Source organism: Desulfobacter curvatus DSM 3379 (assembly GCF_000373985.1).
Classification (GTDB): domain Bacteria; phylum Desulfobacterota; class Desulfobacteria; order Desulfobacterales; family Desulfobacteraceae; genus Desulfobacter; species Desulfobacter curvatus.
In genome coordinates this window covers 1-13,801 of record NZ_KB893086.1, presented here as the reverse complement: position 1 = coordinate 13,801, position 13,801 = coordinate 1, and the positions used below count along the sequence as shown (strand labels likewise).

The 13,801-nt window shown below is 47.2% G+C and carries 12 protein-coding genes and 1 pseudogene; 2 read left to right on the top strand and 11 right to left on the bottom strand.

From position 1 onward, the window contains the following. Positions 1 to 73: 73 nt before the first annotated feature. Entirely contained in the window at positions 74 to 349 is a 276-nt protein-coding gene (locus tag B147_RS0119710) for a hypothetical protein (RefSeq protein ID WP_020588930.1), read from the bottom strand. A 272-nt stretch (positions 350 to 621) separates the two neighbouring features. On the opposite strand from B147_RS0119710, the gene murJ reads away from it, so the two are divergent. After that, positions 622 to 2,202 carry a murein biosynthesis integral membrane protein MurJ gene (gene murJ / locus B147_RS0119705; protein WP_020588929.1) on the top strand — a complete coding sequence of 527 codons (1,581 nt, stop codon included), beginning with the start codon at positions 622 to 624 and terminating at the stop codon, positions 2,200 to 2,202. A 69-nt stretch (positions 2,203 to 2,271) separates the two neighbouring features. On the opposite strand, the gene B147_RS0119700 is transcribed toward murJ, so the two are convergent. Further along, positions 2,272 to 2,727 (bottom strand): arsenate reductase ArsC, encoded by a 456-nt coding sequence (locus B147_RS0119700; RefSeq protein ID WP_020588928.1) that lies wholly within the window; start codon positions 2,725 to 2,727, stop codon positions 2,272 to 2,274. A 319-nt stretch (positions 2,728 to 3,046) separates the two neighbouring features. On the opposite strand from B147_RS0119700, the gene B147_RS0119695 reads away from it, so the two are divergent. Continuing rightward, entirely contained in the window at positions 3,047 to 3,598 is a 552-nt protein-coding gene (locus B147_RS0119695; protein WP_020588927.1) for an HD domain-containing protein, read from the top strand. A gap of 267 nt (positions 3,599 to 3,865) precedes the next feature. Here B147_RS0119695 and B147_RS0119690 read toward each other — a convergent pair. The 9 genes and pseudogenes from B147_RS0119690 to B147_RS29010 form a co-directional block, all read right to left on the bottom strand. Then, a pseudogene (locus B147_RS0119690) lies at positions 3,866 to 4,852 on the bottom strand (thiolase family protein); the annotation flags it as partial. 41 nt (positions 4,853 to 4,893) lie between these two features. Further along, positions 4,894 to 6,705: an acyl-CoA dehydrogenase gene (locus tag B147_RS0119685; protein WP_020588925.1), complete on the bottom strand. Its 1,812-nt coding sequence runs from the start codon at positions 6,703 to 6,705 to the stop codon at positions 4,894 to 4,896. 3 nt (positions 6,706 to 6,708) lie between these two features. Beyond that, a complete protein-coding gene (locus tag B147_RS0119680; protein WP_020588924.1) occupies positions 6,709 to 7,578 on the bottom strand; it encodes a 3-hydroxybutyryl-CoA dehydrogenase in 870 nt (289 codons plus the stop codon). Positions 7,579 to 7,626: 48 nt separating this feature from the next. Beyond that, positions 7,627 to 9,285 (bottom strand): fatty acid--CoA ligase, encoded by a 1,659-nt coding sequence (locus tag B147_RS0119675; protein WP_020588923.1) that lies wholly within the window; start codon positions 9,283 to 9,285, stop codon positions 7,627 to 7,629. Positions 9,286 to 9,624: 339 nt separating this feature from the next. Further along, entirely contained in the window at positions 9,625 to 10,296 is a 672-nt protein-coding gene (locus B147_RS0119670; protein WP_020588922.1) for a response regulator, read from the bottom strand. Further along, on the bottom strand, positions 10,293 to 12,515 hold the full coding sequence (locus B147_RS0119665; RefSeq protein ID WP_020588921.1) for a cache domain-containing protein: 2,223 nt from the start codon (positions 12,513 to 12,515) through the stop codon (positions 10,293 to 10,295). Before B147_RS0119665 ends, B147_RS0119670 begins: the two co-directional genes overlap by 4 nt. 20 nt (positions 12,516 to 12,535) lie before the next feature. Further along, positions 12,536 to 13,129 carry an IS5 family transposase gene (locus B147_RS0119660; protein WP_020588920.1) on the bottom strand — a complete coding sequence of 198 codons (594 nt, stop codon included), beginning with the start codon at positions 13,127 to 13,129 and terminating at the stop codon, positions 12,536 to 12,538. 19 nt (positions 13,130 to 13,148) lie between these two features. Beyond that, the gene (locus B147_RS31325; RefSeq protein WP_020588919.1) at positions 13,149 to 13,301 is read right to left on the bottom strand and encodes a helix-turn-helix domain-containing protein; all 153 of its coding nucleotides are present in this window, start codon (positions 13,299 to 13,301) and stop codon (positions 13,149 to 13,151) included. Positions 13,302 to 13,598: 297 nt separating this feature from the next. Further along, on the bottom strand, positions 13,599 to 13,801 hold a 203-nt coding region (locus B147_RS29010; protein ID WP_026259823.1), incomplete at its 5' end, for a hypothetical protein.

The following is a 13,801-nucleotide window of genomic DNA, read 5'->3' as shown; positions in this document are numbered from 1 at the left end:
ACCGACCAACAATAATTGAAAAAAATAATAAACTAAAATAATGGATCAAACCATGTTTAACAAGGCTAAAATGTCAATCCTTACGAATGAAAGTACCGACAATCAGCAAAATAACACCCAAACCAATCAAAATCCCTGCAAGATGAACCTCATAAAAAAATGAATATAATACATTGTAAACCGTATCATTTGAAATCCTGTCCAGAATTCGACCGGTAACGCCTTCAAAAAAAGTGGAAAGGGTCATGGTGGAAAGAAAAACGGACGCGCCCATAAATTTGGCAAGCATGGCAAACAATCCAAGTACAAGACCGGCAATAATTGAAAAAATTCCCAGCTTTGAGGTCATGATTTTTCCTTGATTCGTTTCGTTTTAATATTTTCAGGCCAGCCGAGCTTCTATGTTTTGGTATGAAAGCCCAAATAACTTATTGAATTGCTTTTGTGTTTCGCTATAGGCTGAAGCCAGGTATTGACAGACCAGGCCAACCTCATGGCTGTTATTGCTATCATATTTATGCGATTCATTGTATATGCAGGCTGTATTTCAGGTCAAACTATTTCAGACCATTCTTATACGTAGATATATTTTATGATAAAGCCTGCATGGGATTTCAAACTATGACACAAACCTCAACCTTTAAAAAAATCGGATTTGCCTCGTTTATTATGATGGCATCAGTGTTTTCCAGCAGGATCATAGGCCTTGTGCGCGAAACCGCCATTGCCTGGATGGGCGGCGCAAGTGCAGGTGTTGACGCGTATCAGGTCGCCTTTGTGATTCCTGAAATCTTAAACCATGTGGTGGCGTCAGGTTTTTTGTCCATTACGTTTATCCCCATCTTTACCCGTTACCTTGTAAATAATAACGAAAAGGAAGGATACCGGGTTTTTTCTGTTATCCTGAACTGCTTTGGGGCCGGTCTTTTTCTTTTTATCTGCCTTTCCATGATTTTTGCCCCGGAATTGATTTGTGTGCTTGCCCCCGGGCTTAAAAACGGCCCAGCCTTTGACCTTGCCGTACGCATGACCCGGATTATTATCCCGGCTCAATTTTTCTTTTTTGCCGGTGGACTGTTCAATGCCGTACAATATTCAAAGGAGCGCTTTCTTTTCCCGGCGCTTGCACCACTGATTTACAATACCGGTATTATTGCCGGGGGGCTACTTCTGTATCCGGTTATGGGCATGGAAGGCTTTGCATGGGGTGTGCTTGCAGGCGCGTTCTGCGGCAGTTTCCTGCTTCAGTTGTTTGGGGCGAAAAGGGTGGGCCTTATGTATATACCAAGTTTTAATTTCAGGCATCCGGATATGATCAGGTATGTATTATTAACTTTACCCCTGATGCTTGGACTGACCATGACCTTTTCCACGGAAATCTTGATGAAATTTTTTGGCTCGTTTTTAACGGAGGGAAGCATTTCTGCCATGAACTACGCCCTTCGCATCATGTTTATACTGGTGGGGCTTTTCGGCAATGCAGTGGGCGTGGCTTCCTATCCGTTCATGGCCAAAATCGCAGCCCGGAAAGATTTTTCCGGGCTGAATGACATCATCAACCAGACGCTGAAATATATCTTTATTGTGATGCCCTTTTCAGTGGTATTTATGATTCTAAATAAAGAGGTCGTGGCTATTTTATTCCAGCGAGGGGCTTTTGACGCCCAGGATGCGGCACTGACATCAGGGGTGCTGCCGTATTTCATGGCAGGGGCATTTGCATTTTCAGCCCAGACCATTGTTTCCCGGGGGTTCTTTGCTGTTCAAAATACATTATTCCCTGCCGTTTTTTCCACTGTATGCGTGGCGTTAAGCCTGCCGCTGCTCTATTTTGCAATGACGGCCATGGGAATCAAAGGCGTGGCTTTGGGCCTGTCTTTGTCCGTGATCATTACCACAGGTGCTTTATTTGAGGTGTGGGGCAGAAAAACAAAAAACACCGGCCGATCAGAGGTCTACAGTTTTTTTGGTTTAATGGTGCTGGTCAGTATCATGGTATGGCTGGTTTTAAAGGCTGTTTATATTGGAATTATTCATCTGATCCCACCCACTAATTTTTTTACCCACATAATCATTTGTCTTATTGTCGGCACATTATTTCTAATCATTCTGGCAGGCATTGGAAAAGTGTTTAAAATCAGAGAGGTGAGCACGCTCTATGCCAAGGTGCTGGCAAAGACAGGCTTGCTTAAAAAAGCTTAAAAAAGCTTAAAAGCCGATAACCCTTTTTGAACCGGTTACAGACATTTCCCTTTTTTCCCCTGTATGGGATTATGCGATTGGGTTGTTAATATTTCCAGGCATTTTTTCAACAAAGGCCTTGATTTCATCTCTGATTTTTCGATAGCAGTCCAACTGCTGTTCCTTATCCGCACCCTGTTCGGCAAGCTCCCTGGCCATTTGCGGCGGATCATCAAATCCGACATGAATGACCTTGCAGCGGGCCGGGAAATAAGGACAATTTTCATGGGCATGTCCACAGACGGTGATGACGGCGTTTAGTTCCATATCCATAAACTCATCAACCAGCTTGGATCGTTGGTTTGATATGTCCACACCGGCCTCAGCCATTACTTTTACGGCATTGGGATTCAGGCCGTGTGTTTCAATACCGGCGGAGTACGCATCGATGATGTCTCCTTTTAATTTCCTGGTCCAGCCTTCTGCCATCTGGCTACGGCAAGAATTGCCAGTACAGAGAAATAATATTTTAAGTTTTTCTTTCATTGTCCGTATTCCTTTTTTTAAATTGGGGCAGATTCCGCTGATGCCGTCATAGAAATAACCTTTTTTATCCTTAAAGGCGTTGGTTTCGCCTCAACCATAAATTTAAGTTGTTTTATCATAAATCAATATGTGTTCAATTAAAATCCCTTCCAAAAAATTGAAGATCCCGTAATTTTTTTAGCTTTTATTCCTGACTACGCTGGAATGAGACAGTTGCAATACGGTATCATTTTTATCTGTCCGGATTGGTGACAGGGAATATCTGTTTCATATCTCTCAAGTTTTAGGTAAAGATGATCTCGGGATAGAAGAAACGATTATGAAAAAAACAAACAACAAATGGTCGCAGGAAGCATATATAAAGGCCTACAGGTTTGCTGCTGAAAGGCATAAAGGACAGTTGGTCCCAGGCACTGAATGGTCATATTTAGCGCACCTTAGTATGGTCAGTATGGAAATCATAGCTGCTTTAAATCATGAAACCGATATGGATGGGGATTTGGCTGTTCAAGTTGCAATCCTCCATGACACCATTGAGGATACGGACACCACTTATGAGGAACTGCTGTCGGAGTTCGGGCAGCGTGTTGCGGATGGCGTTCTGGCTCTGACCAAAGATAAAAAAATTGAGAAACAACATCAAATGTCAGACAGCTTGAAAAGGATAGCACGCCAACCCAGGGAAATATGGATGGTCAAGCTGGCTGACAGAATAACCAACCTCCAGCCCCCACCATCATATTGGACAACCGAAAAAATGAAAAAATATCTGAACCAGGCTGAATTGATATTGGATAACTTACAATCCGGCAATAAACTTCTCTCAAGCCGATTGAATGATAAGATTCAGGCATATCAGTCTTATATTTAACAAGGCGTGATTACCAGATACTCCGCGATAGCCGGCCATCTAAAAAACGGCCCCTCCTATAGGTCGTCCTCACCTCCCCCAGGGTTTGATCTGATGAATTTTTATAAGAAAGTTCCAATAAGTTGTTGAATTACTTTTTTACTTTGTTGTGGGCTACACCTCGGTGCTGATATGTCAGGTCAGCCCATGGCTGTTATATATCAGCCCCCTCCCAATAACAGATCACGGAATTTATAAGAATATTCAATTAAGAAATCTTTGTTCAAAGACGCCGGATTTTGCCATAAGGTCCTTGACTGCCGGGACCGGAGAGAGCCCCATGACCGAAGGATGGCAGGCGCCCATGCCTGTGGCTTTTATTTTTGCAATGGGGGTAAGCCCCAGTTCTTTGGCCTTTTCTGCGGACATGATCACCACGCCGGTGGACCCGTCATTGATGCCCGAGGCGTTTCCTGCAGTGACCTTGCCGGTTTTGGGGACAAATGCCGGGGGCAATGCGGCGAGTTTTTCCAGGGTCATGCCGGGCCTGAAATGTTCGTCTTTATCAAATATAATAGGATCTTTTTTGCGTTGGGGCACTTCAACCGGCACAATTTCTTCGGCAAAACTGCCGTCATTGGTGGCCCGTTCCGCATTGTTATGGGAGCGAAGGGCTACCTCGTCCATCTCCGCCCTGCTNATGTCCANAAGCTGGGCAACGAACTCTGCCGTGTGGCCCATGATATAGGGTTGACCCAGAAAATCGGCGGCAGGGGCCTGGGAGGTATCCACAGGAGAGGTTTCATCCAAGGGCAGAAGATNGGAGCCGCAGTGCAGNGCATGAATCATGGCGTCCACGAAACCGGTGTCCTGGAGACGACATCCCCAGCGGGCGTTGGGTACGGCATAGGGAACTCCGGACATATGCTCGGTGCCGCCTGCCAGAATTACATCGGCCATGCCGGCCTGGATCATGGCCATACCGGAAAGGACTGCTTCCATGCCGGATATGCACACCCGGTTGATAGTGGCGGCAGGGACTGTATCCGGAATGCCTGCCATCAGTGCAGCCACCCGGGTGGTGTTCAGGGTGTCATGGTGCTCCAGACAGGTGCCGTAGCGCACGTCATCAATAACGGCAGGATCAATATTTGCCCGTTTAATGGCCTCTTTCATGGTAATACTTGCAAGATGGGCACCGTTCAGGTCTTTTAATGTGCCGCCAAAGGCCCCTATGGCCGTGCGGCAGGCTGATACAATGACAACGTCTTTCATAAAAAATCCTTTTTTTCGTTCAAACACAAGTTTAAAAATTATTATTTTGTTGCAAAAGAATCTTCGGCAATATCTATGGCTGTGGTGTCCGCTGCTGTGATGGCATCCATTTTACCCAGGGCAGCCGGTAGAACGCTTGCGCAAAAGAACCGGACAGAGGCCAGGATCCCGTTGTAAAAGGCCACATCTTTTTTCCTGGGCTTGCCGGCCAGTTTTTCAACGGCAATGGCGCCCCGCCACAGAAGCATCCAGGCCATGAGCACGTCTCCGGTGACACCCAGGAATGGATAGGCCTGGGCAAAGGCTCTTTCCACCTCTGCCTGGCCCAGAATGCCGCCCAGGGCCTTGGCGGTTTTTGCAAGCTTGTTCAGTGCAGCTTCAAGGGTCCGGGCCTGGGTAGCCAGGGTCTCAATTTCTTTGGCCTGGTTGATGGTCTTGGACACAAGGTTCAGAAGATCGGTAAAGGCTTTTCCCTTGTTCAGCCCCAGTTTTCTGCCCAGAAGATCCATGGCCTGGATGCCGTTGGTGCCTTCGTAGATCTGGGTGATTTTGCAGTCCCGCAGCAGCTGTTCCTGGGGATATTCCCTGGTGAATCCGTACCCGCCGAAAATCTGAACGCCGTCGGAACACAGTTCAAAGGCCCGGTCCGTAATATACCCTTTTGCCACGGGGATGAGCACATCAATTATGCCCTGGTAAGCGGCCTTGTCCTCGTCGGATTCGGCGATGCGGATCTGATCCTCCAGATATCCCACATAAAAAAGGATGGAGCGCATGCCTTCGGTGTAGGCTTTCATGTTTAAAAGCATCCGTCTGACATCAGGATGCCGAATAATAGGAACCCCGGGGGAGCCCTTGGGCGCGGTGAGCGCCGGACCCTGGACCCGTTCCCTGGCATAGTTCAGGGCATTGAGATAGGAGGCGGATGCACAGGCAAATCCCTGCATACCCACATGGAGCCGTGCTTCGTTCATCATGACAAACATGTGGCCCATGCCCTTGTTGGCCTGTCCTAAAAGGGTACCGATGCATTGACCTTTGGACCCAAGGGCCATGGCGCAGGTGGGGCTGGCGTGAATGCCCATTTTTTCTTCAATACCGGTGCAAACAATGTCGTTGGGTTCTCCCATGGAACCGTCCGGGTTTACCCGGAATTTGGGCACTAGGAATAACGAGATACCTGCGGTACCGTCAGGCGCACCTTCAATACGGGCCAGAACCGGGTGGATGATATTTTCCACCAGATCATTTTCACCCGAAGATATAAAAATCTTGTTACCGGTGAGGCTGTAAGTGCCGTCGTCATTGGGCATCGCCTTGGTGGTCAAGGCGCCCACGTCAGACCCTGCTTCGGGCTCTGTGAGCAGCATGGAGCCACCCCAGACTCCCGTGTACATTTTTTTTAAAAACAGATTTTTCTGTTCATCCGTACCGAATTTTTCCACCAGCTTGCCTGCGCCGTGGGCCAGGATATTGTGGAGCATGAACGGATAGTTAGCACCGTTGAAGTAGTTGTTGGCCGCTAAGGCCACGGTAGCAGGCATGCCTTGTCCACCCCACCGGGGATCATCACACATGGCGATCCATTCGCCTTGAACGAACAGTTTATACACCCGGTGGAACACTTCGGGCACCGTGACCTTGCCGTTGTCAAAAATGCAGCCTTGTTCGTCGGCTTCCTTCAGTGTAGGCAAAAGTTCTTTGAGCGCCAGGCTTCGGGCTTCAGATACCACCATATCAATGGTTTTTTTGTTAAAGTCGGCAAATAATTCATTCTGACTCAATGCCTGAATATTGAATTGTTCATGTAGAACAAAATCAATATCCCTGCGGTCTGCAACCTGCTGTACCATCCCCTATTTTCCTTTTTGTATAGTGTAATCGTAGAATCCCTTGCCGGATTTGCGGCCCAGATAGCCGGCACGAACCATCTTGCGCAGCAGGGGTGCGGGACGGTATTTGTCTTCTCCGAATTCCTCATGGAAACTTTCAAGGACCAGCAGCAGGGTGTCCAGTCCCACCATGTCGGCCAGGGCCAAAGGACCTATGGGCATGTTGGCACCCAGGGTCATGGCATTGTCAATGTCCCCGGGGCTGGCAATGTCTTCGGCCAAAGCAAAGACGGCCTCGTTGATCATGGGGCATAATATCCGGTTCACGGCAAACCCCGGGGCTTCCTTGACCACAATGGCGGTTTTGTTGATTTTATCCACAAACGCTTTTGCTAGTCCCAAGGTCTCATCCGATGTGGAAAATCCTTTGATCAGCTCCACAAGGCGCATCACCGGCACGGGGTTAAAAAAGTGCATGCCGATGAATTTGTCCGGCCGGCATGCGGCAACGGCCATTTCCGTGATGGAGAGGCCTGACGTGTTTGAGGCAAATACCGTCTCTTTCTTACAGATGGCGGCCAGTTCCTGAAACACCTGTTTTTTGATCTCCAATACCTCTATGACGGCTTCGATCACCAGGTCGGCGTCCCGGGCCGCCATGGTCAGATCCGTGGTGCCGGTAACCCTGTCCATGATTGTGTCAGCATCATCAGCCGTCATTTTACCCTTGGACACGGCCCTTTCCAAATTGGCTTTTATGGTGGTCAGACCCTTTTCCACAAACCGATCTTCCATGTCCCTGATACTGACCTCAAATCCGGCCTGGGCTGCGCACTGGGCAATGCCTGCGCCCATGATTCCTGCGCCGAGTACGGTAATTTTTTTCATTTCCATAGGGTTTCTCCTTTTCGAATTTAACTATGCAGAAGTCCTGAACAGATATTATTTATATTTTGTTCGGATATCTTTTTTGGAAATTTTGCCCACCGATGTTTTGGGAATCTGTTCATCAAGGATGATTTTAGAAGGAATCCCATATTTGGGAATATGGCCATTCTCAACATACTTCATGCAGAAATCCTGAATATCATTGTCCTTGACTTTGCCCTGGAAACCGTCATGCAGCACCACCATGGCCATGGGACGTTCCCCCCATTTCTCATCGCTGATACCGACTACAGCCACTTCGGATACCGCTTCATGCCGGGATATAATATCCTCAATTTCCAGGGAGGAGACCCATTCACCGCCGGTTTTAATGACATCTTTGAGACGGTCTGTAATCTTGAGGTAGCCTTCGGGATCAATTACCCCGATATCACCGGTATGGAGCCAGCCGTTTTCCCACAATTGTGCGGATTTTTCCTCATCCTTGATATACCCCTGGGTAAGCCAGGGGGAACGGACAACCACTTCACCGGCAGTCTGTCCGTCATGGGTAACCGGATTGCCCTCTGTATCCACCACTTCCAACCGGACATTGGTAATAGGCAACCCGGTCTTACAGCGGATCTCCACCAGGTCATCCTCACTTTTATCCATGAGATGGGGTTTGATATTGGCCAATGTGAGCACCGGGCAGGTTTCGGACATGCCGTAAGCGGTATAAAGATTAATATTATTCTTCAAGCCTTGTTTACATAACCCTTGAGACAGCGCAGATCCGCCGATAAGCACCTTCCATCCGTCCAGATTCACTTTGGAGATTCCGGGACTGCTCAACAGCATGTTGATAATTGTGGGGACACAATGGGAAAAGGTAACCTTTTCGGTAATAATAAGCTTGAGCAGCGTCTCGGGTTCATAGCGGCCGGGATACACCTGTTTAGCGCCCAGCATGGTCATCAGATAGGGCATGCCCCAGGCATGGACATGAAACATGGGGGTCAGCGGCATATACACATCCCCGGAATTTACACCGGCCTGGGATTCGAATGCAGTCAATCCGGACATCACGCCGTAGGTGTGAAGCACTATCTGGCGGTGGCTGAAGAATACACCCTTGGGAAGACCTGTGGTGCCGGTGGTGTAAAAGGTGGTGGCCATGGTATTTTCATCAAAGTCAGGGAAATCATACGCAGGTTGTGCATCGGACATCAGCGCTTCATATTCACCGGTAAAATTCATGTCCGATTCCGGTGCCCGGCCCTTGTCTGTGATCAGAACCACATGTTTAACGGTTTCAAACCGGTCTTTGACAGCGGACAGCAAAGGCAGAAAGTCCTCGTTCACCAGAATCACGTCATCTTCGGCATGGTTGATGGTGTAAATCAGCTGTTCGGCAGTCAGCCGGATGTTGATGGTATGCAGTACCGCCCCCATCATGGGAACAGCAAAAAAACATTCAAGATACCGATGTGAATCCCAGTCCATCATCGCCACGGTGTCACCGGGCTTTACCCCAAGCGTTGTCAGCATGTCGGCGAGTTTTCTCACCCGCCGGCCAAAATCCCTGTAGGTGTACCGCATCAAATCACGATAAATGATTTCCTGATCCGGAGCGTAGATCAAAGGGGTTTCAAGAAGGTTTTTAATCAGCAGAGGATAGCTGTAGGCATCCTTGCAGGGTGCAATGAGCCTGGTCGTGTTGATATGGGTCATGATGTTTCCTTTTTATTCGTTGTGGTCCGGGCCTGGATGTTGATAGGCCGGATCACCCCATGGCTGTTATTGATTACTTAAATGTCCGGTTCATTCATAATCAAAGCGTAAAAAGGAAAAAATAGGACAGCCCCCCAAATGCATGTAGGTCATGGACTTAAATATGTGTAGGTTCGGCACATAGCTTCTTATCACTCGATGATCCAGTTTTTGTTAATTTGCCCAACTTCGGCGTTGGAATCAATTTTTAATCCTCAAAATATATTGTATATTCCTCCGGTTAAAAATTGATTCCGTCTTGAATTTGAACAAATTCCCTAAAAACTGGATTATCGAGTATCAACTACCTTTAAACACACCGGTCTCCACCCAGATCACAGCATGGCGGATCAATTCGCTGGCATTTTTTAAATTCAGTTTTTCCTTGATCCGTTCCCGGTATGTCCCCACTGTCTTAATGCTGAGATTCAACCGCACGGCAATCTCCTTTGATGTCAGACCGCATCCAATCATCTTGAAAATTTCGAGCTCCCGGTCTGAAATGGCGGCTAAAGGAGAGGCCTGTTCCGGTTCCGACTGCCTGGTGAACACATTGAGCAGACGGCTCATGATCCTGGAACTGACATGAATCTGGCCATTGAGAATATTGCGAATAGCTGTGACAACGGATTCCGATGCTTCCTGCTTCATCAAATACCCTTGGGCCCCGGCCAGGAGGCACCGCTCGGCATAAAGAGCCTCTTCATGCATGGAAAGAACCAATGTACGGCAAAAATTGTAATTTTGATGGATTTGGCACACCAGATCAAAGCCGGAACTGTTTTTCAGTGACAGATCCACAATCGCCAGGTCCGGGCAGCACGAAATAACAAACCCGATGGCGGTATCCACATCTTCAGCTTCAGCACAAACCGAAAGATCAGGTTCGCTGTCGATCATATCCTTGAGCCCCATTCTAAAAATGGGATGGTCTTCAACAATCAAAATCTTTCCGGACGCTTTTGTTTTCATAACCGGTCTCCAAAGGCAGGCAGTTCCAGGTATACCCGGGTCCCCTTTTCCCCGGCCCGGGCTATGGTTAATCTCCCCCCGATACGGGCAGCCCTGTAGGACATAATTCTGATACCAAGCCCGGCATGGCTGCCCACCGGATCAAATCCTGACCCGTTATCGGTTATCGTCAACCGGATTTGGTCCTGATTTTTATCAAGACAGATTTTGATCCGGGTGCAACCGGCATGCTTTGCCGCATTATGAACTGCCTCATGGGCGATATAGTATACATGGGTAGCAATATTATTATCCTGGAAAGGTGGGATCATACCCTGATCCGGCAGGCTGTCAAGGCAGCATTCAATCCTGAAAACATCTTTTACATACCGGACCAGGTCCGCAAGGGAGTCGTCAAACCTTCGATCTTCAAGGTTCACCGGGGACAACCCCCGGGACAGGTTTCTGGTTTTTTCGATGGCATCAAGAATCAGCGCTCTGATCTGATGTGTGCGCTCGGCATCTTGCTTGGATGCCCCGCTCTCTACCAGGCGTTTTTCCAGCATTTTAACCATAAATTCAATACCAATAAGCTGGGGGCATAAATCATCGTGCAGGGACATGGCTATTTTTTGGCGCTCATTCTGGGAAATATCTAAAATTTCGCGCTCAAGCCGCCGGGATTCAGTAATATCCGCTATGGCCCCCAGAATGCAAGCCTCCCCCCACAAGGTGACACCTTCCCCTGAAATCAGGCCCTGACGCAATTGCCCTGATGCAGTTAAAAATCCCGTCTCCCGGTTTACCACAGGCCGCCGCTTTTTGATATCATTGAACAAGGCCCTTCCCTCCTCCCGCTTCTGGAAAAAAGATAGGGTTAAAAGCTCCTTTCCCACCAGATCCAACAGGTTATGGCCGGTAATTTTTAAAAAACTGTCGTTGACATTAATAATCCTGCTGCCATCAAATTTGGCAATAAACATACCCGAGGGGCTTGAACGAAAGGCCTTGGAAAACATCTCCTCGGACAATTTTAAAGCCTGCTCATTTTTTTTTCTCTGGACGATTTCTTCCTGAAGGTCCCTTGAGGAACGTTCAAGGGTGCCCATGAAACGGTTAAAATAACCGGCAAGCTGGCCGATCTCATCTGTGGTTCTTACCGGCATGCGTACGCTGAAATCCCCGGATGCACCCTGGTCAAACTGATTCATAAGCGCACGCAGGGGCCTGACCACCGAGGCATTAATCCACAAGGAAAAGACAAAAACCAGTAAAGAGATCAGGACCACAATGGCGACAATAATGGTTTTTATGGTGTTCAACGGGGCGTAGATCTCATCCAGGTGACTGGCCGAGATGATGATCCAGTCATATTCAGGAATATAGTTAAAAATAGCCAATTTTTCCCGAGGAAACGGATCACCTGGATTTTTCCAGGAATAAATAATGCGCCCTGTCTTCATCCGGCATATCTCATGCACCCATAAATTTCCATTCCTGTCTTTGGCATCATAGTAGTTCCCACTGATGTGGGGATGGACAATCACATCGCCTTTACTGTCCATAATATAGGCATATCCGCTTTTCCCAAATTTAAGCTTCAGAATACTGTCACGAAAATCATCCACATTGATCAGTTCCCTGAATTCTTCCCGGTACGACGAAACGGCAATGATCCAGTCCCAGGGCTCAAAATAAGACATATACATGGCTTTGGGCCGTTTTTCCTGTTCTCCGGGATTTTTCCACTCATACACCAGGTAGCCTCTTTTTTTTTGAATCATTAACCGGACAAATTCCCTGTCCATAAAATTTTTTCCGGTAACACCGGACTGGGGATGCTCGACAGCGATGCCGTCGGAATTGACACAAAAGATATACCCGGTACGGCCAATGGTTTGGGAAAACAGCAATTTCCTGCATAAGGCCTTGGCCTTTGATTCCGTCATTTCCCCGTTTATGACCTGTTTATGTATGGTTGCCACAATTTCCCTGTTTTTTTCAGCCACTGCACGCAAATGATTTTTAATGGAGGTATGAGCTGCCGTTTCCACCATGTTTCCGATGGCAAGGGTGGCATTGGTCAGTTCGCTTTCAATGTGGTTCTGAATGGTGTGCTGAACCTGGAGAATGATGACAACGCCGCCAATGAGAAGTGCCGATAAAAAGGCAATGGTATATGCCCCCAGCAATTTTGACCGGATCCGAAGATTATTGACAAATTTAATAATTTTGCTCATGCCCAGGTTCTGTTGACATTTTAGCGAAGGCATATCAAAGCAGCAGTAAAACGAACAAAATACATATAATTTTTTCCCCACTTTTCAAACCGTGAAAAAATCCGACGAAATTGTTTCAGTTTGCCAATGAGACATTCAATAAGATTGCGTTCTTTATAGATGTGCCTGTCATATTCACGGATCTCCTTTCGATTTGATTTTGGGGGAATGACAGGAATAATGCCCTGCTGTTTGAGCAGTTCAATCAGTTTATCCGCGTCATAAGCTCTATCCATCAATGCATATTTAGCCCGTACACCTTCAATGAGGGTATAGGCTTGGTTCACATCGGCTGCCTGTCCGCCTGTGAAGATGAACTTCAACGGATTACCGAGAGCATCGCCCACTATATGAATTTTTGTTGTAAAACCGCCTTTCGAGCGTCCAAGAGCCTGATCCTGAGGGTTAATAAGGCGTTTCTGCGGCGCTCCCGCCGCACAAGCGTGCGCACGTACTATGGTACCATCAATCATGATGCTTTCCATATCGGGGTCATCGGAAAAACGGGAATGCATGGCTGCCCGAATATTCTTATCACCCCATCTAATGAAGCGTTTGTATACACTGTTCCACATATTCTTTTAAAATTTTGATTCACGCTTGAACTTCTTTTAACGCCCGGTAAATGGTCTGCCGGGATACCCCAAACTGTTCAGCCAGGGCGTTCTTTTCTTGCCCTTGCTCCACCAGATCAGCAATCTGATATTTATCGGCCAGGGTTAATTTGGGAGCCCTGCCGAACTTCACGCCTTTTGCCAGGGCTTTTTTATCCCTTCTATTGAAAAATTCTGCCGTTCCTGCTTATTTCAAATTCTGTGGGACTTATCTTCAAATTCAACATTCAAGTAGACTTCAGATAACGGCAGTTCAAAATTAACGGATTCCAGTTTCAGAATCTGGTATAGCTCATCGTATAGAATTTACATAACATCATGTAACAAAAATTAAAAACAACTTTCTGATTGTTAACTTGGATTTCGCTCTTTGAAAATGTGCGTTTTTCGTTTTTCACCCTTCATTGTCATTGATTGCTCCACCATTAATTCAGCTTGAGTTGCCCAAGTATTGGTAATCATAGTAATGAAGTGGAACGTCCAGAATGAAAAGAATATCTTTTTGAAGATCATTTAGCTCGGATACAAAGCCATAGTTATTTCCGTCCGGCAACTGCATTTGTCCCAATACAATGTCTTCGAATTCTTTCAGCATAAATTCGCTGCGCGGGTTGCGGACATCCTTTCTGTTTG

Bases quoted from the DNA above. Each gene is read 5' to 3' on its own strand.
- B147_RS0119710 (WP_020588930.1), bottom strand. From the start codon at position 349: ATGACCTCAAAGCTGGGAATTTTTTCAATTATTGCCGGTCTTGTACTT.
- murJ (WP_020588929.1), top strand. From the start codon at position 622: ATGACACAAACCTCAACCTTTAAAAAAATCGGATTTGCCTCGTTTATT.
- B147_RS0119700 (WP_020588928.1), bottom strand. From the start codon at position 2,727: ATGAAAGAAAAACTTAAAATATTATTTCTCTGTACTGGCAATTCTTGC.
- B147_RS0119695 (WP_020588927.1), top strand. From the start codon at position 3,047: ATGAAAAAAACAAACAACAAATGGTCGCAGGAAGCATATATAAAGGCC.
- B147_RS0119685 (WP_020588925.1), bottom strand. From the start codon at position 6,705: ATGGTACAGCAGGTTGCAGACCGCAGGGATATTGATTTTGTTCTACAT.
- B147_RS0119680 (WP_020588924.1), bottom strand. From the start codon at position 7,578: ATGGAAATGAAAAAAATTACCGTACTCGGCGCAGGAATCATGGGCGCA.
- B147_RS0119675 (WP_020588923.1), bottom strand. From the start codon at position 9,285: ATGACCCATATCAACACGACCAGGCTCATTGCACCCTGCAAGGATGCC.
- B147_RS0119670 (WP_020588922.1), bottom strand. From the start codon at position 10,296: ATGAAAACAAAAGCGTCCGGAAAGATTTTGATTGTTGAAGACCATCCC.
- B147_RS0119665 (WP_020588921.1), bottom strand. From the start codon at position 12,515: ATGAGCAAAATTATTAAATTTGTCAATAATCTTCGGATCCGGTCAAAA.
- B147_RS0119660 (WP_020588920.1), bottom strand. From the start codon at position 13,129: ATGTGGAACAGTGTATACAAACGCTTCATTAGATGGGGTGATAAGAAT.